The organism is Streptomyces sp., from assembly GCF_019510245.1.
In the GTDB taxonomy this organism is placed as follows: domain Bacteria; phylum Actinomycetota; class Actinomycetes; order Streptomycetales; family Streptomycetaceae; genus Streptomyces.
Window position 1 is genome coordinate 23,760 of sequence record NZ_JAEKKT010000169.1, and the last position, 20,613, is coordinate 44,372.

Consider the following 20,613-nt stretch of genomic DNA (forward strand, 5'->3'; position numbering starts at 1 on the left):
TCGCCCCGGACCCACCGTGAAAGTCCACGAAAGAAGACACCCCAGCCGCCGTGCGGCTGGGACAGCTCAACCCGGTCAGACACTGGGCCTCATGGCACCGCACATCACACTCGCCATGCTCGCCCCGGCCTTCCTGGCCGTCTTGCCGCGGGCGCCGACCAGGACCGGCCCGCCGGCCCACTCCACCCCAGCCGCACCAACACACCTGTCCCAGTGACCGTCCCGGAGATCCGCCACCTTCTCGCCGCCGTCTTCACCACTCCGGTCACGTCCACAGCCGGGCTGCTGCACTGGTCCGACCGGCACAGACAACACCAGGCCACAGCCCGGCGCTGTCACTACCAACGACGATCCGCGACGAACTCACCAGACAGATCATGAAACCGCACCGGAGTGCTGGGGAGGAGCGTCGGCAGGGCCGGAGTCGCTGAGTCTGTCCGTCGCCTGTAAGGCGGCCAGGAATTGCCGGGCCGCCGGCCCATCGCGCGGGGAGTCCGGGGCCGGGCGGCACCGGTCGGCGGTCAGGCTCCGGGGTGCAGGCCGAGCCAGCCCGGTGAGGGGTCGCCCTTCACCTCACCGAAGTACAGGGCGAAGGTCTGCTTCCAGCGCTCGATCGCCGCGCGGTCGGCCATGAAGCGAGGGAAGCCGTCGAGGTTGCCGTTGGGGTACTCCCAGACGGGCCTCAGCCCGGTCGGCGGGGTGACATCGGTGCGGACCGACCAGCCGTTGGTGGCGGCCTTCTGCTGCTCGACGGAGAGCCGCCAGTTCAGGTACAGCTTGGCGGCGGTGGGGTTCTTGGCCTGCTTGAGGATCGCGGCCCGCTGTCCCCAGGACATGAACGGCGCCTGCTCGGGCAGCACCCACTTGACCGGCCCGGTGGACAGCGGCGCGCCGGAGCCGCCGATGCCGATGGCCTTCTGGCCGCTGGTGACGGCCGCGCTCGGGGTGTAGCTGCCGCGGGCGAACTGAAGGTCCTGGGTGGCCAGTCGAGCGAGCCAGTCCCAGCCGTACTTCTCCACGTAGAGGGTGTAGAGGTAGAGGACCGCGTCGTCGTCGTGCGGGTAGGAGGAGGCGATCTTCCCCTTCCAGCGGGCGTCGGCCAGGTCGAGCGGACCGCTGGGGATGTCGGAGCCGACCGCGGCGGGACCGTACATGTAGCTGAAGGCACTGACCTGGACGGCGACCCACGCGCCGTGCGGGTCCTTGAAGGGAGCGTAGAGCTTGGAGAAACCGGCCGGCTTGTAGGCGAGCAGGCGGCCCTGCTCCTTCCAGCGCACGAAGTCCTGCACGGTCTGGAGCTGTACGACGTCGGGTATCAGGGTGTCGGTCGCGAACTGGTTGTCGACGCGAACGTCGTGGTACTTGCTGTAGTCGACGACCACTGTCAGGTCGATGTCCGGGAACCGGCTCTTGAAGCCGTTGCGGATTCCGTCCGCCTGGCTGGAGATGTCACCACCGGCGTAGAGCACGAGCTTGCCGCCCTCCGCGAGGGCTGCCTGGTAGAGCTCGTCAAGAGTCCGCTTCTCCTCGGCGCCGCCCGTCGCCACGCGCCCCGCAGAGGCTTGGCCGGTGGCGGCCTGAGCGGGGGTGACGGAGGCAGCGGCGACACCGAGACCGAGAGCGGCGCCCGCTCCGGTGGCAAGCAGGCGGCGTCGGCTGGGAAGGCTGGTCATGGTGGGGGAGCCTCTCTGTCCGTTCTGTTCTGTTCGGTTGTCTGTGTGGTGCGGCTGGACCACGGCGGCGCAGCAGCACGGCGCCCGGGTACGGCACGGGTGCCGTGCTGCTGCTGTGGGGTCAGAACATGGTGTTGTCGTTGGCGCTCTTCTCGGGCACCTCCTGGATCACGTCCCAGTGCTCTACGATCTTTCCGTCGGCGACGCGCCAGAAGTCCGCGACGGCCATGCCCCGGTCGCCGGGCTTGAGGTGCAGGTTGCTGTGGGTGACTACCAGGTCCCCTTCGGCGATCACGCGCTTGATGTCCAGCCGCAGGTCGGGGAACTGCCCGCGCAGCCAGTGCACATAGCCGACGAAGGCACCCGGGCCGTCCTGCGCCTCGGGGTTGTGCTGGGTGTAGCTCTCGCCGAGGTGTGCGGTGGCGGCCGCCTCGGGCTGGTAGTCGTTGAATGCCTGCTCGTAGAAGGCGGTCACGAGTGCCTTGTTGTCCTCAGCGGACATGTCTGTCTCCTGCCTCGCGGTGGGTGCGGTACGACTCAGTCGTTCATGGCCTCGCGGACGAGCGCCGTGTCGACGAACTGTTCGAAGCGGACGATGAGTCCGCCCCGTACGACGAAGTGGTGCGCGACCCGGACGTCGATCGGCTTGCCCGTAGCCTTGTTGGTCGCGGTGTAGCGGGCGAGGACGACGACGTTCTCGCCGTCGACGACGTAGGTGTCGTCGTGGGCGGTCCAGCCGTCCCACTCCTTGCCGAGCTGCTCCATGACGTTCGAGGTGACGCCCTCGGGCGTGCGATAGGTCCCGGCCAGCGGGAAGCCGGCCATCTCCGTCCACTCCACGTCGGGGGCGAGGGTGGCGCGCAGGGCGTCCAGGTCGCCGGCGGCCGAGGCCAGGTACTGGCGGCGGACGACGTCGGCGGGAGCCGTCGACGAGGCGAACTCGCTCATCGTCAGCCCCACTTCATCTCGCCCTTGGCGACCTTCGAGCCGATCTGGGCGGCGATCAGCATGCCGTTGTCCGGGAAGCGCTTGACGAGGGCGTCGTTCAGCGCGGCACCGTCGGCGGCGTTGCCCAGCTCCTCCTCGAAGGCGATCAGGTAGGCGCGGGTGGCGGTGATGGCGGAGCCGTCGGCCGCGGTGCCGGGGAGGCGGTGGCCGGGGACGACCAGTTCCGGGTCGAGGGCGGCCATCTCGTCGAGCAGGTCGATCCAGGCGGCGCGGTCGCCGGGGGTGGGGGTGTCGGCGACCCAGACGTGCTCCTGCTGGAAGAGGAGGACGCCGCCGAGCAGGGCGCGGTGCTCGGCCTGCCAGAGGTAGTGGCGGTCGGGCAGGCCGGCCGGGCCGCCCTTGAGCTCGAAGCGGTGGCCCTCCAGGGTGAGGTCGCCGGTCAGCGGCTCCAGGTCGACCAGGCGGGTGGGGAGGTTCGGGCCGAGCGCCGCCCAGGCCTTCAGCTTGCCCTCGTAGGAGTGCTTGATGTGCTCGATGACGATCGGGGTGGCGACGAACCTCGCCTCGGGGAAGGCGTCGGCGATCACCTCGGCGCCGAAGTAGAAGTCGGGGTCGCCGTGGGAGACGAAGACGGTGGTCAGCGTCTTGCCGGAGTCGAGGATCTCGGCGGCCAGGCGGTGGCCGTCGGCGCGGGTGAAGGCGGCGTCCACCAGCAGTGCTTCGTTCTCACCGGTGACAAGGGTGGCCGTCTTGTTCTTGCTGCCGGCCGGGAAGTCGAGGTCGAGGACCTTGAAGGAGAGAGTGCTCATGCGTGCTTCCTCGGGTGAAGGGTGATGGTCGGGGAAATCGCCTCGCGGCGCGGTGTACGACGCGAACCGGGTCGAGGCGGGCAGCCCGTGTCGAGCAGGGGTTCAGCCTTGGGTGCCCTGCTGGTCGATCGGGTGGAGGCTGAGGACGTGGGGTCGGACGAGTTGGCGCCATGTACATCGCCGATGTGGAGGCCGAGGCGGGCCTTGTAGCGGTCGCGGGCAGCGCGGCTTCTTCTCGAACGCGTTCTTGAGGTAGTCGTCCTGCCCGGACCTGTCACCACCGGTGAAGACGACGTGCCGGCCGCCTTCGGCCACGGCCTGCCGGTACAGCGCCCGCAACCGGGCCTCCTCGTTTGAGCCGGTCCGCTCGGCGGTGGAGGAGGTGGCGGCGTCGGCCGAAGTGGGCGCGCCGCAGACAGGCCGGACGCGAGACCGCCGTCCATGGGCGCTACGACGCCGAAGGCGGCCAGGACGCGCTTTCCCATGGGGCGGACTCCACATCTGTGGGGTGGACACGGCGAAGTATCTGCCGACGCAGACAATATCTCTGCTACAACAGATATTGCAACGGCAGATTCTTCCGCTCATGTCCTTCTGTCATCCTTGAGGAGTGAACGAGCAACTGCTGAACGACGACGACGTGACACTCTTCGGTCTCTTCGTGGAGGCCCACAGCCGTATCAAGCCCCTGGTGAACCGCGATCTCGATATACCGCACACCTGGTTCGAAGTGCTGCTGCGGCTGGGCCGCACCCCCGGCCACCAGCTCCGCATGACGGACCTGGCAGAGGCCGTGTCCTTCAGCTCGGGCGGCTTCACCCGGCTCGCCGACCGCATGGAAAAGGAGGGACTCATCCGCCGCGACCCCGATCCTGCCGACCGACGAGCCGCACTCGCCGTACTGACCGACAAGGGCGGTCAGGCGCTCGACCACGCACTGACCGCCCACGTCTCCCACCTGCGCAACCACCTAGCGGGACCACTCTCAGCCGAGGACCGCCGCCACCTCGAGCGCATCCTGCGCACGCTCCGCGACGCGAACGCGTAAGTTCCTGCCCTTGATCCGGATCACCGTCGCGGGCTTCGGACTCCACTGCGAGAAGTCGCCGACAGCCATCCGGTCCACCGCGGCGGCCCAGGACGCGCAGGTCTGACGGGTGTACTGACTGGGCTCGGTGATCTGGGGGTGTTCGGCGTCCAGCCGGCGGCCGATCTCGGCGAGCACGCTGTGGTAGCTGCTTCCCGGCGTCCTGGGCCCCCGCTGGGCCTACGCCGGCTGTCACGCCCCGGTGCTGTACGCCCAGCTCCTGCGCTGATCGAGGGCCGCGTCCAGGCCCAGAGCCTCACCGACACCCCAGACCACGAGGTCACCCGTTCCTGCGCGGGCGCCGCTCTCCCTTCCCCGCCGTGGCCCGTCGAGGTCACCGACGACGAGCGGAGCACCGTCCTGACCGCCGCGGACGGCGGGGCCCTGCGCCTGCACCGCGCCCTGGCCCCCACCGCACCCGACACCCGCCCCGAGACGGCGGCCGGCCAGGTCAGCGGCGCCTGGGAGGCGGCCGACGGCACCCGCGCCCGGGCGGTGGTCGCACCGCCCGGGCGGTGGTCGCCACCGTGCGCACCGACGGACCGGCACGGGGCCGACGGGCGGGGCCTCGGCCTCTAGAACATGCCGTTGCCGTTGGCGGAGGTCTCCGGGACGTTCTGGATGACATCCCAGTGCTCGACGATCTTGCCGTTCCGCACCCGGAACAGGTCCAGGATCGCCGTGCCCCGGTCTCCCGGATAGTTGACGTAGTCGCTGTGGATGGCCACCAGGTCGCCCTCGGCGATGATCCGCTTCGGGGTGACCGTCAGCTGCGGTGCCGAGGCGAAGTAACCGCCGAGGCCGACCTTCGCGGCGGGCACGCCGCTCTGCATCTGCGTGTTGTGCTGGAGGTAGCCGGGGTCCCAGTAGCGGTCGAGGGCGGTCAGGTCCTTGTGGACTATGAGCTCGTCGAAGGCCTTGACGACCAGTGCCTCGTTGGCCTGGGTGAGCCGGTGGTCCAGGGGCTGCGAGACCTGCGGTGAACTCAGCGTCGAGAACATGTCGTTGCCACTGGCCGTCGCGTCCGGCACGTTCTGGATCACGTCCCAGTGCTCGGCGATCTTCCCGCCCTGGAAGCGGAAGATGTCGATGACGGCCGCGCCCTTGGTGCCCGGGACCAGCACCACGTTGGAGTGGAGCATCACGAGGTCGCCCTGGGAGATGACCCGCTTGACGTTGTAGCGGGCGTCGGGGAACTGCTGGTGGATCGAGGTGGCCAGGGCCTTGAGGCCCGCCGCCCCGTCGGCCGCGGTCGGGTTGTGCTGGATGTAGTCGGGCCGTACGTAGCGGTCGACGACCGCGGTGTCACCGTGCTCGAACACCCTCTTGGTGACGGTGATGGCGACGGTCTTCTGGTAACCGAGGCGGGCGGCATCGCCGTAGCCGCCCTGGCCGTGCGCCGCGTGCCCGGCGGCCGGGCCGTGCGGGGACGCCACGGCGGGTACGGCGGTCGCGCCCAGGACCGCGGCGGCGGCGAGGAAGGCGACGACGGCCCTGCGGGCGGGGGTGGTGGGGGCAGTAGGGGGCATGGTGCGCTCCAAACGTCTCATGCGTGCCAAACCGGAAAGTAGATTGAAGCTTCAAACTCTGCATTGGCAGATAACCACCGTGGAGCAGTCCATGTCAACCGTCTTTGCCGCCCCTTGGCGCTCCTTGCCCCTCCTCGACGCTCTTGCCCGGGGCGCACTCGAAGCCGTGGGCCAGGTGGTCAACGGGTGGTTGCCGCCCGGGATCCGGACCCTCTGGTGCTGCCGGGAGTGCGGCAGGGTGAAGGTGCTGTCCTTGGCGAGGACCAGCGTGCCGGTGCCGGACACGCGAAGGGCTCCTTCACCGCTGATCACGCCGGTGTGCGTGTGGGTTCCCTGCGGGACGCGCACGACCGCGTCGCCGGTCAGGACGACGTCACGGTTCGCCAGGACGGCCGAGGTGATGTCGCCGTCTGCGGCGATCGCGCCGCCCACCGCAACCACCGGTGCGACGGCTCCCGCGACGAGAGCCGGGGAACGGTTCCCTTTCGTGCCGTGCACCGGTCGCCGGGAAAACAGCGTCGGGGGCGGCAACCTTCTCGTCCTCTGCGGCAACTGGGAGCTGGAAGGCCGAGTCGAACTACCGGATGGACGGGCATGAGGGAAACGAAGCACGCCGCGCCGCAACCGTGGCGCAGGCGCGGACTGGTCCCGGGCATTGCCTCGGGGCTGCTGGTCGTCGGTGCGCCGGCGTGCCGCCGCTCCGGGAGCGGAGCCGGTGTCAGGATCACCGACATCTACCGGGAGCGGCTGACCGTCGACGGCACCGGCGTGCAGCCGGACGCCGCGCAGCCGACCGGCGTCCGGTTCGCCCGGCATTGACCAGCCCACATGACCAGCCCACCGATCCGCCTTCACCGCCCCGCCACCGAACGCGACCGCTGTTCGAATCCAGGGCTGGGCACTGTTAGGCTGCGCTCCCCGTTGTTGAACGCGCAATCAACGCGCACATCATTGCCAGGAGAGGGCGACCGGGGGATGGTCCTCGATGACGCGTCCGCGGAGTTCCACGAATTCTTCGAACGCCACTATGCCGAGCTCGCCCGTCTGGCACACCTCCTGACCGGTGAGACCGACGCGGCGGACGACCTCGCGGCGGATGCCCTGGTCGCCCTGTGGCAGCGCTGGGACCGGTTGCGGCAGGCCGACCACCCGCTCGCCTACGCCCGCGGTGTGGTGGCCAACCTGGCGCGCGGACGGATCCGCAGCGCGGTGCGCGAGCGACGCCGGATCACACTCTTCTGGTCCCGCAGCCCCGAGAAGGTGGAGGGGCCGGACATGGCGGCCGTGCTGGACGTCCGCGCGGCGCTCGCCCGGCTGCCGTTCCGCAAGCGTGCCTGCGTGGTGCTGCGGCACGCCTTCGACCTGTCGGAGAAGGACACGGCGGCGGCGCTGGGCATCTCGGTCGGTACGGTGAAGAGCCAGACCTCGAAGGGAATGGCCGAGCTGGAAAGGATACTTGGCGCACGCGCGGGCGGGGACCTGGTGGCAGGGAGGAGGAACCGGTGAACGAGGAGATCGACCGCCGGCTGCGCGCGGCCGCCGAGGCTCACCGGCCCGACCGTGCCAGGATGCTGGCCCGGGTGCAACGCGGCATGGCCGGCCCCGCCGTCCGTCACCGCGCACGGCCGTTCGCGAGGTCCGGGATCAGGATCGCGCTCGCCGGGCTCGCCGCCACCGGCATCCTGGCGACCGGCGGCCTCGCCGTCGCCGCCATCGTCGCCACCTCGTCGCCGTCGCCCACCGTGACCACGCCTGCCACCCCGTCCCCGACCGTCAGCTCCCCGCATCCGACATCGGCCCGCCCCACCCCCGTCGCGCCGGCCCCGGCCACCACCCCGGGCAGCGTGCGCCCGACTCCGCCGGCCACCAGTCCGTCGCCGACCGCCGACGAGAGCCAGAACGGACCGTTGTGGTCGGCCGGCTCGGTGGACCCGCGCAGCACCGTCTACTGGACGCAGAGCAACCTCGTCCTCAAGACGACCCAGCCGCTCACCTCGCTCACGATCGAGATGCGGATCGTGCAGACCGGCGGGGTGAAGAACACCGGCACCTGGCAGACCCTGCCGAGTGGTGACTTCACCGTCACCATCCAGGAGGCCGGCGGCACGCTGGTCTACCGCTGGGTCCTCAAGCCGGGCCTGACCGTGCCTGCCGGGAGCCATGAGTTCGCCGCGCAGTTCAACAACGGCACCAGTGTCCGCAGTGCCGCGGGCGACGGCTACCGCGTCGACGGGCAGGGTACGGGCGGCTCCGCGTCGGTCCGGGGAGGGTTCGTCCCGACCCGGTGAACGCCGCTGTGCGGCAAGGTGACGAGCCTCCTTGCCGCACAACTCGATGGTCGAGCAGACCTCGGTGAGGCGCTCTCGGTCGCCCCGGGTGCCCAGGCGCACCGGTGCACCCGTGGGGACCGGCGGGTCGTCGGGGAAGGTGACCGCGGCCGTGAACTCTTCCCTCGATCGCGGCAACCTTTCTGTGCGTGGCGGCGACCGACAGGAAACAGGGGGCCGAGACCAAGGTCCACTTCGCCAGAAGGACAAGCCGTTGCCAGATCAGAACCCCTCTCATCGCCGCCGTCCGGCAACTCGCCGCCTGATCGCCGCCGCCGTGGTGCTCGCCGCCGTGGGTGCTGCCGTGCCGCTGGTCGCCCAGGCCGCATTGACGCCGAACGCCGGCACGCCGACCGTGCTCGCCGATGCGGCGGCCGGCAGCGGCCGCTACTTCGGCACGGCGGTGGCCGCGGGCAGGCTCGGCGACTCGACGTACTCCACCCTTCTCGACCGGGAATTCAACATGATCACCCCGGAGAACGAGATGAAGTGGGACACCGTCGAACCCTCCCGCGGCAACTTCAACTTCGGCCCGGCCGACTCGATCGTGGGCCACGCCACCGCGCACGGCCAGCGCGTGCGCGGGCACACCCTGGTCTGGCACTCACAACTGCCCGGCTGGGTCAAGTCCATCACCGACGCCAACACCCTGCGCAGTGTGATGGACAACCACATCACCCAGGAGATGACCCACTACAAGGGCAAGATCTACGCCTGGGACGTGGTCAACGAGGCGTTCGCCGACGACGGCAGCGGCCGGCACCGCGGCTCGGTCTTCCAGGACGTGCTGGGCAACGGCTTCATCGAGGAGGCGTTCCGCACCGCGCGGGCCGCCGACCCGGCGGCCAAGCTCTGCTACAACGACTACAACATCGAGAACTGGACCGACGCCAAGACCCAGGGCGTCTACGCGATGGTCAAGGACTTCAAGTCCCGCGGCGTACCCATCGACTGCGTCGGCTTCCAGAGCCACTTCGGCGCCGGCGGCCCTCCGGCCGGCTTCCAGACCACACTGTCCAAGTTCGCCGCGCTCGGCGTGGACGTCCAGATCACCGAACTCGACATCGCCCAGGCGTCCGCCACCGCGTACGCCAACACCGTGCAGGACTGCCTCAACGTCGCCCGCTGCACCGGCATCACCGTGTGGGGCATCCGCGACAGCGACTCCTGGCGCACCGGTGAGAACCCCCTGCTGTTCGACGCGGGCGGCGACAAGAAGCCCGCCTACAGCGCCGTGCTGACCGCTCTGGGCAGTACCGGCAGCGGCGGCACGCAGGCCGGGGACATCACCTCCGGCACCGTCTACACGCTCTCCGACGCGGCCACCGGACGCATTCTCGACGAGCCCGCGGGACAGAACGGCAACGGCACCCCGCTCCAGGTGTGGGACGCCGGCGGCGCCTCCAACCAGCAGTGGCGGGCCGGCCGGAACAGCGATGGCTCCTACACGCTGACCAACGTCGCCAGCGGCCGGGTACTGGACGAGCCGGGCAACCAGACGGGCAACGGGACGAGGATGGAGGTCTGGGACTCCAACGGCGGTGCCAACCAGCACTGGCGGGCCACCCGGATCAGCGACGGCTCCTACACCCTGACGAACGTCGCCAGCGGCCGGGCACTGGAGATCCCCGGCGGTCGGACCGCCAACGGCACTCCCGTCCAGATCTGGGACACCAACGGCGGTGCCAACCAGCACTGGAACTTCAAGCCGACCGCGGCCCCGAAGAGCGACACATGTGCTCTTCCGTCGACGTACCGGTGGACCTCGACGGGTGCGTTGGCGCAGCCGGCGAACGGGTGGGACGCGGTGAAGGACTTCACCACCGTGACGTACAACGGCAAGCACCTGGTCTACGCGTCGGACGTGTCGGGATCGTCGTACGGCTCGATGATGTTCAAGCCCTTCACGAACTGGGCGGACATGGCCTCGGCCGGCCAGACCGGCATGAGCCAGAAAGCGGTGGCGCCCACACTGTTCTACTTCGCGCCCAAGAACATCTGGGTGCTGGCGTCCCAGTGGGGCGCGTCGGCCTTCGTCTACCGCACCTCCAGCGACCCCACCAACCCCGACGGCTGGTCCGCGCCGCAGCCGCTGTTCACCGGCAGCATCCCCCGCACCGAATCCGCCACCGGCCCGATCGACCAGACCCTGATCGCTGACGGCCAGAACATGTACCTGTTCTTCGCCGGCGACAACGGCAAGATCTACCGGTCGAGCATGCCGATCGGGAACTTCCCGGGCAGCTTCGGCTCGTCGTACACGACGGTCATGAGCGACACGACGAAGAACCTGTTCGAGGCACCGCAGGTCTACAAGGTCCAGGGCCAGAACCAGTACCTCATGATCGTCGAGGCCAGGGGCGCGAACGAGCAGCGCTACTTCCGCTCGTTCACCGCCACCAGCCTGAACGGTCCGTGGGCCCCGCAGGCCGCCACCGAGAGCAGCCCGTTCGCGGGCAAGGCCAACAGCGGTGCCACCTGGACCAACGACATCAGCCATGGTGACCTGGTCCGCACCAACCCCGACCAGACCATGACCATCGACCCCTGCCACCTGCAGTTCCTCTACCAGGGCAAGTCCCCCACCGCGACCGGCCCCTACGACCGACTGCCGTGGCGGCCGGGCGTCCTCACCCTGCAGCGCTGACCGCTGCTCACCGCCTCGTCGAGGAACCCCAGCCGTGCGCCGGCTGGGGTTCCCGTCGTTCGGGGACCGGACGGAGGCTCGGCGAGGCTGGTCGGGCTGATGGGTGTGCTCCTGGTCCTGCGCGGCGTGGGCACCGGCGTCCCGGGCCGCATTCACCTTCCGCCGCAGCGACGCATTCCTCGACCGGCGCGGCCCGCACTCCCCCGGCCTCGCGGTCGAACTCGGCTTCCCCGCCGTCACCTGTCAGCACGATCATCCCCTTCGCCGAGGCCGCCTCGATCGGCGCCCGCACCGACGGCGGCATGACCGGCGCCGACCGGAGAAGTCCTCAGCCCGACGAAGACGACGAAATGCGCCCCCATCGAAGAGATGGGGGCGCATTCGTCGGCTTCGCCTACTTGAGTGCCGTACCGCCCGAGTTGTGGTACGCGATCGTCTTGTTGATCAGGTTTCCGCCGTCGGTTTCGACCGAGGTCTGTTCCTGCTGCCCTGGACCGAAGAACAGGCCGGCGATGTGCGCGTTCGCGACCTGGTCCATGTGTGCGAAGAACCAGTCCACCTTGTCGTCCTTGTAATGGTTGAGGGTGTTGTTCTGCGCCATGTTGCCCACGGGGATCTGCCACAGGACCACCGGCTTGCCCACGGACTCGGCCATCGTCTTGTAGAACTGCAGCGCGGCGGCGGCCTTCTGGTCGTTCCAGAAGTGGTCACTGCCGCCGTGGGCCGGCTGTGCGTACCAGCCCGCGTCGCGGTCCGACACGTCGGTGGCCAGGAAGTCGGCGTTCTTCGCCCCGAAGCTCTCGTAGGACTTGACGCAAGCCTGCGTGCTGGTCTCCCAGTCGAAGCAGGAGAGGTGCATCCCCACGGCGGTGTTCGGCGCGTACTTGTGCGCCATCGAGATCAGGCACTGGGCGAGTCCGGTGGCGCTGTTCTCCTGCGAACCGCAGTCCTTCGGGTTCGCGCTCGAGACCTGCGCGGGAACCTGGTGCGGATCGCCGAGCGACCGGACGTAGCCCCAGAAGTCGGGCTCGAGGTCGATCGCTTCCTGCGACGTGCCGATCTTCTGGAGGAAGAAACGGTAGTCGTTCAGGTAACGGGTCAGCAGGTCAACCCGGTTGATGGCCTTGACCTCGCCCGGACCGTCGCCCTCGCCCGCCGCGTCCCCGAGGTCGCGCAACGAGTACCAGGTCCAGAGCATCTTCTGCGGACGGGCGCTGCCCTTGTACGTCGCCTGGGACACCACGTCGTCCCGCCAGGTCACGTACGTGCCGGGCGCCGTGGTGCTGCCGTTCCAGCAGCCCCACCAGCCCGACCATCCGTCCTGGCATTTCGCTGCCGTGTAGTAGTCCGAGGAGGGCGCGGGCTGGCTGTGCACATAGGCGTACCGCACGTCGAACGGCGCGGCGGCCGCCGAGGCGTCGGACATCGAGCCGCCGATGAGCACCGTGCCGCTGCCCATGAAACGTGTCGCCGAGCTGCCGCCACCGGCCACGGGAGACGGCGTGGACGACGGCGTGGACGACGGGTGCGAGCTGCTCGGAGCCGGGCTGGTGGGAACGCTGCTGCTCGGCGCGGTGGGCGTACCGGAGCCGCCGACACTCCCCGCCGGGACGAGCTGCCACTGCTGATCGGCGCCGCCCCGGTCGCGGTTCTGGACGACACCGCTCCCGTCGGCCTTGGCGGCCTTGTGGACATCGACGGCCATGCCACTGAAGCGATTGACCAGACGCACGTAGCCGTCCGTCGACTTGGCCAGCTTGAACTGCTGGTTGGCCCCGTTCAGGTCCTTCCACTGCACGAGGGCGGAGCCGGCGGTCTTCGACCAGCCGAGGTCGTCCAGCACCTTGCCGGAGTTCCGGTTCTGCAGCCGGTAGTACCCGTCACCCGCGTCGATGAACCGCCACTGCTGGTTGGCGCCGCCGTGACGGCTCCACTGCACCACCGCCGCGCCGTCGTTCTTGGCGGAGGCGCGGTCGTCCAGCACCTTGCCGCTGTTGCGGTTGACCAGCACGTACCACTTCTTCAGATCCAGAGTCTTCGGCTGCGCCGAAGCCTGGCTGACCACGACAGCCGAGCCGGCCACGACCACCATGGAGAGACCCGCCCAGAGACCCCGACGCGCGAGCAACCGACGGCCACGATGCTTCGGGCGGCCACCGCGCGCGCCGCCGTCGGCACGGTGGCCGCCGACGCGGGACGCCACCGATGACGTGGGTGGGCCGGGGACATGTCTGTGCTCTCGTTCCAGGGACACGCCTGTGCTCTCTTTCAGCCGTTGCATCTGACCGGACCACTTGGCCGGACAACGCTGAGTGGTCCGAGAGGCCGAAAAGGTTGCCGCGAAGAGCCACAGAATTTTTTGGCGAGTTCACGGGCCAGGGTCACGAGAGCGACATGGTCCGTCCGGGGCTGAGGGAGCAGGTCGTGCAGGATCCGGTCGCAGGTCTCCTCCCATGGGCGGCCGGGTTCGAGCCAGGACGCTGTTTTCGGCGACGTGGAACTCGGCGGCCTCGAAGGGCGTGCCGCCCCGGCCCAGAGGCGGCCCGGCCGGCAGCTCCAGGAAGCGGACCGTGCCGTCGGGGGCGGCCGGGACCGGCGGCGGGTGGCCGGCTCCGGCCATGGCGCAGCGACCGGAGACGGGGTCGTACACCGCGTACCGGCAGGTGGCCCCGACTTCCCTGAGGGGCGGTCAGGATGGCCGTCGCGGCCACGCCCACGCGGCGGCGGTGTGCGCGACGGTTCCATGACCGGTGGGCGTGGTTCGGTGTCAGAGGGTTCGGGCCGCAGCGGCGTCGCGGAGGAGTCCGGCGAAGGTCAGGGCGGCGGGGGTGAGCGAGTGGTCGGCCATGCGAACCAGGAGGATGCGGCGGACGGGGGCCGGCGGCTGGAGGGGCAGGACGTTCACGCCGGGTCGGATGCCCTCCAGGGCCAGGGTGGGAGCAAGGGCGACGCCGATGCCGGCGGCGACCATGGCCTGGGCCTCCTGGTAGTCGTGGGCCTCGTAGGCGATGTGTGGCTCGAAGCCGACGGCGCGGCAGCCGCGCACGAGGGCTCCGGCCACCGGGTGATGCTCGGCGCGGGTGATCCAGGAGTCGTCTGCGAAGTCGGCGAGTGAGGCGGCGTCGCGGCCGGCGAGTGGATGGTGGTCGCTGACGAGAAGGGCCGGCGGGTCATCGAGGAGTGGGGTGATGACGATGTCCTCCCGGTCGATTCGGCTCCAGTCGTAGTCCCACATGAGGGACATCTCGATCTCCCGGTTCTCCAGCATCGTCCACAGCCCGGCGATGCGGGCGCTGCGGACGGTCAGCCGTACGTCGGGGTGGGCGTCCCGGAAGGCGATCACGGCCTGTGGGAGGAGCGAGGCACCGACGGTGGGGAAGGTGCCGATGCGCAGGGTGCCCGCGCGCAGGCCGACGTAGTCGGCGAGTTCGTTTTCCGCGGCCTGCAGTTCGCGTTCGATCCGTTGCCCTCGTTCGGCCAGCGCCCGTCCGGCGTCGGTGAGGGTGACGCCCCGGGCATGGCGTTCCAGCAGAGGCTGTCCTGCCTCCGCTTCCAGGCGGCTGACCTGCTGCGATACCGCTGACGGGGTGTAGTTGAGGGCGCGGGCTGTCGCGGTCACCGAGCCGCGCCGGGCGACCTCCGTGAACAACAGGATGCGCCGGACATCGAGCATGCCGCCACCTCCAGCGTTCACTTCAACTTAATAGCTATCCAGTTTTCCGAGATTGTACTTCACGCTGCCGTAACCCACCGTGGAGGACACCACGCACGGCGAGACCGTCGATGGGCTTCCCCTTCCCTGGCTGTGAGGAGTCGGTTGTGCTGCGTCTGCAGGGCGAGATGATCCGCGGAGGAACCAGCAAGTGCTGGATCTTCGACCACCGCGACATGGCTGCCACGGGCGTGGACGTCGATGCCCTCCTGCTCGCCGCCTTCAACGCCGCCGACCCCCGCCAGATCGACGGCGTGGGCGGAGCCTCCTCCACCACCTCCAAGGCCGCCGTCGTACAGGCGTCGACCGAGGCCGGTGTGGATGTCGAGTACGCCTTCGCACAGGTCGGAATCGGCGACGAGCGCGTGGAGTGGGCCAGCAACTGCGGCAACTGCGCCACCGCTGTGGCCCTGTACGCCGTCCACCACGATCTCGTGCCGATCGAGTCGGACACCACCACCGTCCGCATGCTCAACGTCAACACCGGGGCCCGCCTCACCGGCACGCTCCCCACCCCCGCGGGCGTGGCCCCGGAGGAGGGCACGGCCGTGGTGCCGGGTACCTCGGCGCCCGGCGTGCCGGTCCTGCTCGGATTTCAGGACCCGGCGGGCTCGACGACCGGCCGCGCACTGCCGACCGGCCGGGCACTGGACGAGCTGACCGGCCCGGACGGTCCCGTCGAGGCATCCCTGGTGGACGCCGGCGCTCCGGCCGCGCTGTTCGAGGCCAAGGCGTTCGGCCTCGACGGCACGGAATCCCTCACCGCGTTCGCCACCGCAGTGCCCGCGCTGACACTGCTGCGCCGCCAGGCAGCGCTGGCCATGGGCCTGGCCCGCGAGGGCGATCCGGTCAGCCACGCGGTGCCGAAGGTGGGCATCGTCGCCCGACCTGCCCCCTATCGCACCACACAGGGCATCCTCGTCAACCAGGACGAGTACGACCTGGCCGTGCGCATGGTCTCCATGCACGCCCCGCACCCGGCGATCGGCCTGACCTCCGCCGTGGCCCTGGCCACGGCCGCCGCCACCCCCGGCACCCTCGCCCACCGCGTCGCCCGGCAGACCGCCGACGGCACGCTGCGCCTGGGCACCCCCGCCGGCGTGATCACCACCCAAGCCGTCCCCGCACCGGACGGCGCCTCCCCCACGGTGCTGCTGCACCGCGCCGCCCGGCGTATCGCCCGAGCCGAACTCCTCGTTCCCGTCCTGGAAGGACGCCCCGCATGAGCCGCAACGACGCCGCCCCGGGTACCGTCACCGCACCACCGGGCCGCATCCGCCGGATGCTGTCCCACCTCTACATCCAGTGCTTGATCGCCGTCCTCCTCGGCGCCGCCGTGGGCGGGCTGTGGCCGTCCGTCGGCGCTGACCTCAAGCCGTTCGGCGACGGCTTCATCGCGCTGGTGAAGATGTTCATCGCGCCGATCATCTTCTGCACGGTCGTGCACGGCATCGCCTCCATGGGCAACGCCCGCGCGGTCGGCCGCGTGAGCCTGAAGGCTCTGGTCTACTTCGAGGTGCTGACGACCGTGGCCATGGTGATCGGCCTGGTCGTCGTCAACGTCGTCAAACCGGGCAGCGGTCTGCACATCGACCTCTCGACCCTGTCCACCAAGGGCCTGCCGCCGGAGGCGACCACGGCCCACGAGGGCTTCGCCGCCTTCCTCCTCACCATCATCCCGGCCACCCTGATCAGCGCCCTGACCGGCAACGAGATCCTGCCCGTGCTGCTGGTGTCGGTGCTGTTCGGATTCGGCCTGCACGCCAGCGGAGAGGCCGGCCTGGGCATAGCCCGGGGCGTCGAGAAGGTCTCCGCGGTCCTGTTCACGCTCATCCGCTGGATCATGCGGCTGGCCCCCATCGGCGCGTTCGGCTCGATGGCCTTCACCATCGGCAACTACGGCCTGGGCACCCTGCGCCACCTGGCCCTGCTGGTCGGCTCGTTCTGGCTGACCGCCCTCTTCTTCGTCCTGGTCGTCCTCGGGACCGTGATGCGCCTGAACGGACTGCGGCTGCTGCCCTTCCTGCGCTACATCAAGGAAGAACTGCTGATCGTCCTGGGCACCTCCTCCACCGAGCCCGTCCTGCCGCGCATGATGGCCAAGCTCCAGCACGCGGGCGCCTCGAAACCGGTCGTCGGCATCACGCTGCCCGCCGGGTACTCCTTCAACCTCGACGGCACCGCCATCTACCTGACCATGGGCTCGGTCTTCCTCGCCCAGGCCCTCGGCATCGACCTCAGCCTCACCCAGCAGCTGGCCATGCTCGCCGTCATGCTGCTCACCTCCAAGGGCGCCGCAGGCGTCACCGGCTCCGGCTTCATCGCCCTGGCCGCCACCCTCAGCGCCGTCCCGCACGTCCCGCCCGCCGCCCTGGCACTGATCTTCGGCGTCGACCGGTTCATGTCCGAAGCCCGCGCCCTGACCAGCCTGGTCGGCAACGGCGTCGCCACCCTGGCCGTCGCCCGCTGGGAGGGCGAGCTGGACGAGGACCGCGCGAAGGCCGTCCTGCGCGGAGAGATCCCCTACGCCCCCACCCCCGCTCCCTCCGCGGTGACAGCCGAGCCCGATCCGACGGAGACACCAGTACCAGCCCACGCCCCCGTCCCCGCCGCAAGCTGACGACGTCGCGGTCCTGACCGATCTCACCGCCGAGACGGATGCCATCACCGTGGGCTGCGACAAGTGCGTGTCAGTCAGCGTGCGTGAGGCACAGCGCGGGCCCTGCCCCGTCTACCAGGTCCTCGCCGGCGGTACACCCGTCATGGTCACGACTTTGAAGGTGCTCGTCGCCCGGCTGGGCGACGAGCATGGGAGCCAACTGCTGACCTTCTCCGCCGGCGGGCGCAGCAGCATCGCCAAGCAGACGGCCGTCCGCACCGGGACGGTGGTCGTCGTGGTCTCCGCCAGCCCCGGCGCAGCGGTACGTCCCGTCCCAGAGGGCTCAGCGATGGTTCTTCTCCACGCACCACAGGGTCCACCACTTCCACCACGGCGATGTCGGCGAACCCGGGGACCAGGGAGCGGACCAACTCCTGGCAGGTGGCCACCACATCCAGGGTCTGTCCCACCCGCTCCCGGACGGCATACAGGGCCTGGACTCCGCGGCGCGCCTTCTCCTGATCCGTCACGTCGTGCGCGACGACCACCGCCCCCCGTGAGTCCCGCAGGGGAAACACCGAGACGACATGGGTGTGCTGGGGATCATTCTTCGCGGCCGTCCGCATGACGTCGTCCGTCACCGACGTACCGTCCGCCATGGCCTGGCGCAGCATGTTCCCCAGTTCGCCGGGGGGGACGAAAGAGGCCATGCATCGGTGAGGGGGCGTCCCAGCATCTGCCGCGCGCTCGCGCCGGACAGGGCCTGCGCCGCCGCATTGGCCGACACGACGTGCAACTTCTCGTCCGACACGAACAGAGCCCCTGCCGTGTGGGCGGACAGCGCCTTGAGCACCACGCTCTCGACGCCGGGCGCCATCCCGTCCGCAGATGGCAGGAAGATCCCCCACGCCACCGACCCGTCGTCCCGCAGCACGGGCCGCACGCACAGGCCACCGTGGGGGGCGCCGACTGCAACATCACGCGGACAGTCATCCCTGCCCGAGGCGTCGGCTTGCGGACGCACACTCCCGGGCGCGGGAGTCCTGGCCCGCGCCCGCGCCCCGGGCGCCGCCGTGCACTTCGGCTCCCTGCGCTTCGCCCACCGCACCGCTCACTGAACGGCAACACTGGGGCTCTGCTGGTAGCCGCCGCGGGGGTCAGTGCGACTTGCGTGACGTAGCTCACTGGAACTCGTATACGCCGACCGGCAGTTCAAGAGGTGACCACAGATATGCGAACCCGGGTGCGCAACGGGGATCCGGACGCCTTCGCGGCACTCTTCGACGAGTGTGCCCGCGCGGTGTACAACCACGCCTTCCGGCTGACCGCCGACTGGTCGCTGGCCGAGGACGTCATGTCGACCACCTTCATGGAGGCGTGGCGCCGCCGTGCCTCGGTCGAAGCCGCGGGGGGCTCACTGCGGCCGTGGCTGCTGGGCATCGCCACCAACGTCGCCCGCTCCCACCACCGCAGCAACCGCCGCTACCGCAAAGCGGCAAGCGCCGCGGCCGCCGCGAACGCCGCCGGGGAACAGATCGACGACCACGCCGAGGAGACCGCCGGACGCGTGGACGACCGGCGTCGGCTCAACGCCACCCTGGCCGCCCTCAGCCTCCTCAAGCGCCCCGAGCGCGAGGTCCTGACGCTGTGCCTGTACGAGGGGATGGGGTACGCCGAAGCGGCCCGCGCCCTCGGCATCCCGGTCGGCACCGTCCGCTCCCGCCTCTCCCGCGCCCGCACCCGACTGCGAAAACTCGCCGACGCACAACTGCTCGAAGAAAAACGGGAACCCACCCGCACGAACCGGCAGATAACAGGTGATCGCGGATACGCGGTCCGGTCCGTACAGGAAGGAAACCGATGAACGCCAGCCCCTCCCACCAGCCTCACCCGGCTGAGTGGACGGAGACGCAGGGTCTGCTGCCCTCCGCAGAGCGGGATCTGCCGGCGGGCCGTCACCAGTTGCACAAGGAGCAGATGATGGCCCAGATCCACGAAGACCTCCGCACCGCCACCCACGTCGCGCCCGTGAAGCGCCCCAACCCGTTCCTGCGCCGTACGGTCCTGCTGCCCGCCATGGCCTTCACCCTGGCCGGCGCGGTCGCGGGCGGCCTCGCCCTCACCGGCGGCGGCGCGGACGACGGCAAGACCGCCCTGGCCACCGGCCCCGCCCTGACCACCCAGGTCGGCACCGCCGACGCCAAGGGTGCCCCCGAGCTCCTCGACCGCATCTCCCTGGCCGCCGCCGACACCTCCGTGCCCACCCCGCACCAGGGCCAGTACGTCTACATCGCCTCGAAGGTGGCCAGCACCTACTACCGGGAAGACGGCGACGGCTCCAAGGTGGTCAGTGACAAGCTGCACTCCCGCCAGGTCTGGAGCTCCCTCGACGGCAAGGACGGCTGGCTGATCGAGGCCGGCCAGACCGGTGACAACGGCGTCACCCTGGCGAGCAAGGTCCCGTCGGCCAGTGCCTACGACACCCTGGCCGAGCTGCCCACCGACCCCGATGCGCTGCTGCAGCGGATCTACCGTGAGTCGGACGCCCACCGGGACGCCGAAGTCCCACGCGACCAGGCCGCCTTCGTCGCCATCGGCGACCTGCTGACCGAGAGCTACCCGCCTGCCAAGGTCGGCGCCGCCCTCTACAGGGCCGCGGCCAAGATCCCCGGGGTCGTCGCGGTGGACGACGCGACCGACGCCACGGGCCGGCACGGAATCGCGATCGCCCGCGAGAACCCCGCCGACGGCGAGCGCACCGAGTGGATCTTCGACAAGAACAGCCTGCGGTTCCTCGGCGAGCGCACCGTGGTGGTCAAGAAGGTGGCGGACAGCCAGTTCAAGGTGGGCACCGTCACCTTCACCAGCGCGATCACAGACCGCAGCATCGTCGACGCCAACAAGCAGATCCCCGGGCAGGCGAGCTGAACGCGGGACGGAACAACGACCGCCGCCTCGCCGGCCGCCCTGCTGCCGGCAGGGCTGACGACGGGCGTGTCGGTGGCGGCCACGGGCTCCGGTCGCGGCGTGCGGACGGAGTCGGCGGCCACGGTCGTGGCGCCGGGCGGCTCCGCCCCCGGCGCGCGGGCGGCGGGCCCGGCCGCCCCGGCAGCCCGCTACGTCACCCTCCTCACCGGCGACCGGGTCGCCCCGGACGCCCGGGGCCGGGTGACGGGTGTACGGCAGGCACCGGGCCGTGAGCACGTCCCGGTGTCGGTGCGCGGCGTCGGCGGCGACCAATACGTCGTCCCCGCCGACGCCGTTGGGCGTAACAGCGGTACA

Annotated in this window: 21 protein-coding genes and 1 pseudogene; 12 read left to right on the forward strand and 10 right to left on the reverse strand. The window is 70.1% G+C overall.

The window, feature by feature from the left end:
• Positions 1–91: 91 nt before the first annotated feature.
• Positions 92–217: a hypothetical protein gene (locus JF597_RS33060; RefSeq protein ID WP_294003729.1), complete on the forward strand. Its 126-nt coding sequence runs from the start codon at positions 92–94 to the stop codon at positions 215–217.
• Positions 218–521: 304 nt separating this feature from the next.
• On the opposite strand, the gene JF597_RS33065 is transcribed toward JF597_RS33060, so the two are convergent.
• The 4 genes from JF597_RS33065 to JF597_RS33080 all read right to left on the reverse strand — a co-directional run bounded on the left by JF597_RS33065 (position 522) and on the right by JF597_RS33080 (position 3,430).
• Entirely contained in the window at positions 522–1,673 is a 1,152-nt protein-coding gene (locus JF597_RS33065; protein ID WP_294003731.1) for an ABC transporter substrate-binding protein, read from the reverse strand.
• A 121-nt stretch (positions 1,674–1,794) separates the two neighbouring features.
• The gene (locus tag JF597_RS33070) at positions 1,795–2,175 is read right to left on the reverse strand and encodes a nuclear transport factor 2 family protein (protein ID WP_294003733.1); all 381 of its coding nucleotides are present in this window, start codon (positions 2,173–2,175) and stop codon (positions 1,795–1,797) included.
• Between the two features lie 35 nt (positions 2,176–2,210).
• Entirely contained in the window at positions 2,211–2,621 is a 411-nt protein-coding gene (locus JF597_RS33075; protein ID WP_294003735.1) for a nuclear transport factor 2 family protein, read from the reverse strand.
• A 2-nt stretch (positions 2,622–2,623) separates the two neighbouring features.
• Positions 2,624–3,430, reverse strand: a complete 807-nt coding sequence (locus JF597_RS33080) for an MBL fold metallo-hydrolase (RefSeq protein WP_294003737.1) — start codon at positions 3,428–3,430, stop codon at positions 2,624–2,626.
• A gap of 610 nt (positions 3,431–4,040) precedes the next feature.
• On the opposite strand from JF597_RS33080, the gene JF597_RS33085 reads away from it, so the two are divergent.
• Together JF597_RS33085 and JF597_RS33090 are read left to right on the forward strand one after the other, a co-directional pair.
• Positions 4,041–4,478 (forward strand): MarR family transcriptional regulator, encoded by a 438-nt coding sequence (locus tag JF597_RS33085; protein WP_030319631.1) that lies wholly within the window; start codon positions 4,041–4,043, stop codon positions 4,476–4,478.
• Positions 4,479–4,616: 138 nt separating this feature from the next.
• The gene (locus JF597_RS33090; protein ID WP_294003741.1) at positions 4,617–5,096 is read left to right on the forward strand and encodes a hypothetical protein; all 480 of its coding nucleotides are present in this window, start codon (positions 4,617–4,619) and stop codon (positions 5,094–5,096) included.
• On the opposite strand, the gene JF597_RS33095 is transcribed toward JF597_RS33090, so the two are convergent.
• On the reverse strand, positions 5,093–6,046 hold the full coding sequence (locus tag JF597_RS33095) for a nuclear transport factor 2 family protein (RefSeq protein ID WP_294003743.1): 954 nt from the start codon (positions 6,044–6,046) through the stop codon (positions 5,093–5,095). The two genes, JF597_RS33090 and JF597_RS33095, sit on opposite strands and share 4 nt — an antisense overlap.
• A gap of 51 nt (positions 6,047–6,097) precedes the next feature.
• Complete coding sequence (locus tag JF597_RS55720; RefSeq protein ID WP_366916476.1) at positions 6,098–6,577, reverse strand: hypothetical protein; 480 nt, start codon at positions 6,575–6,577, stop codon at positions 6,098–6,100.
• A gap of 63 nt (positions 6,578–6,640) precedes the next feature.
• Here JF597_RS55720 and JF597_RS33105 point away from each other — a divergent pair, with 63 nt between their 5' ends.
• The 4 genes from JF597_RS33105 to JF597_RS33120 all read left to right on the forward strand — a co-directional run bounded on the left by JF597_RS33105 (position 6,641) and on the right by JF597_RS33120 (position 11,020).
• Entirely contained in the window at positions 6,641–6,865 is a 225-nt protein-coding gene (locus JF597_RS33105; protein ID WP_294003745.1) for a hypothetical protein, read from the forward strand.
• Positions 6,866–7,021: 156 nt separating this feature from the next.
• Positions 7,022–7,552: a SigE family RNA polymerase sigma factor gene (locus JF597_RS33110; RefSeq protein ID WP_294003747.1), complete on the forward strand. Its 531-nt coding sequence runs from the start codon at positions 7,022–7,024 to the stop codon at positions 7,550–7,552.
• Positions 7,549–8,334: a hypothetical protein gene (locus JF597_RS33115; protein ID WP_294003749.1), complete on the forward strand. Its 786-nt coding sequence runs from the start codon at positions 7,549–7,551 to the stop codon at positions 8,332–8,334. The genes JF597_RS33110 and JF597_RS33115 overlap by 4 nt, the downstream gene beginning before the upstream one ends.
• 301 nt (positions 8,335–8,635) lie before the next feature.
• Positions 8,636–11,020: a non-reducing end alpha-L-arabinofuranosidase family hydrolase gene (locus JF597_RS33120; RefSeq protein ID WP_294003777.1), complete on the forward strand. Its 2,385-nt coding sequence runs from the start codon at positions 8,636–8,638 to the stop codon at positions 11,018–11,020.
• A 394-nt stretch (positions 11,021–11,414) separates the two neighbouring features.
• On the opposite strand, the gene JF597_RS33125 is transcribed toward JF597_RS33120, so the two are convergent.
• From JF597_RS33125 to JF597_RS33135, 3 genes and pseudogenes are all read right to left on the reverse strand, one after another.
• Complete coding sequence (locus JF597_RS33125) at positions 11,415–13,112, reverse strand: RICIN domain-containing protein (RefSeq protein WP_294003751.1); 1,698 nt, start codon at positions 13,110–13,112, stop codon at positions 11,415–11,417.
• 378 nt (positions 13,113–13,490) lie between these two features.
• Positions 13,491–13,697: pseudogene (locus tag JF597_RS33130) on the reverse strand (SpoIIE family protein phosphatase); the annotation flags it as partial.
• Between the two features lie 90 nt (positions 13,698–13,787).
• Positions 13,788–14,693 carry a LysR family transcriptional regulator gene (locus tag JF597_RS33135; protein WP_294003753.1) on the reverse strand — a complete coding sequence of 302 codons (906 nt, stop codon included), beginning with the start codon at positions 14,691–14,693 and terminating at the stop codon, positions 13,788–13,790.
• A 146-nt stretch (positions 14,694–14,839) separates the two neighbouring features.
• On the opposite strand from JF597_RS33135, the gene JF597_RS33140 reads away from it, so the two are divergent.
• The gene (locus tag JF597_RS33140; protein WP_294003756.1) at positions 14,840–15,958 is read left to right on the forward strand and encodes a PrpF domain-containing protein; all 1,119 of its coding nucleotides are present in this window, start codon (positions 14,840–14,842) and stop codon (positions 15,956–15,958) included.
• Positions 15,955–17,352 (forward strand): C4-dicarboxylate transporter DctA, encoded by a 1,398-nt coding sequence (gene dctA, locus JF597_RS33145; RefSeq protein ID WP_294003759.1) that lies wholly within the window; start codon positions 15,955–15,957, stop codon positions 17,350–17,352. Before JF597_RS33140 ends, dctA begins: the two co-directional genes overlap by 4 nt.
• A gap of 616 nt (positions 17,353–17,968) precedes the next feature.
• On the opposite strand, the gene JF597_RS33150 is transcribed toward dctA, so the two are convergent.
• Positions 17,969–18,265, reverse strand: a complete 297-nt coding sequence (locus tag JF597_RS33150) for a PAS domain-containing protein (protein ID WP_294003762.1) — start codon at positions 18,263–18,265, stop codon at positions 17,969–17,971.
• Between the two features lie 297 nt (positions 18,266–18,562).
• On the opposite strand from JF597_RS33150, the gene JF597_RS33155 reads away from it, so the two are divergent.
• From JF597_RS33155 to JF597_RS33165, 3 genes are all read left to right on the forward strand, one after another.
• Complete coding sequence (locus JF597_RS33155; RefSeq protein ID WP_294003765.1) at positions 18,563–19,195, forward strand: RNA polymerase sigma factor; 633 nt, start codon at positions 18,563–18,565, stop codon at positions 19,193–19,195.
• Positions 19,192–20,259, forward strand: coding sequence for a CU044_5270 family protein (locus JF597_RS33160; protein ID WP_294003768.1), 1,068 nt, complete (start codon positions 19,192–19,194; stop codon positions 20,257–20,259). Before JF597_RS33155 ends, JF597_RS33160 begins: the two co-directional genes overlap by 4 nt.
• A gap of 99 nt (positions 20,260–20,358) precedes the next feature.
• The coding region (locus JF597_RS33165) for a hypothetical protein (protein WP_294003771.1) at positions 20,359–20,613 on the forward strand (255 nt) is incomplete at its 3' end.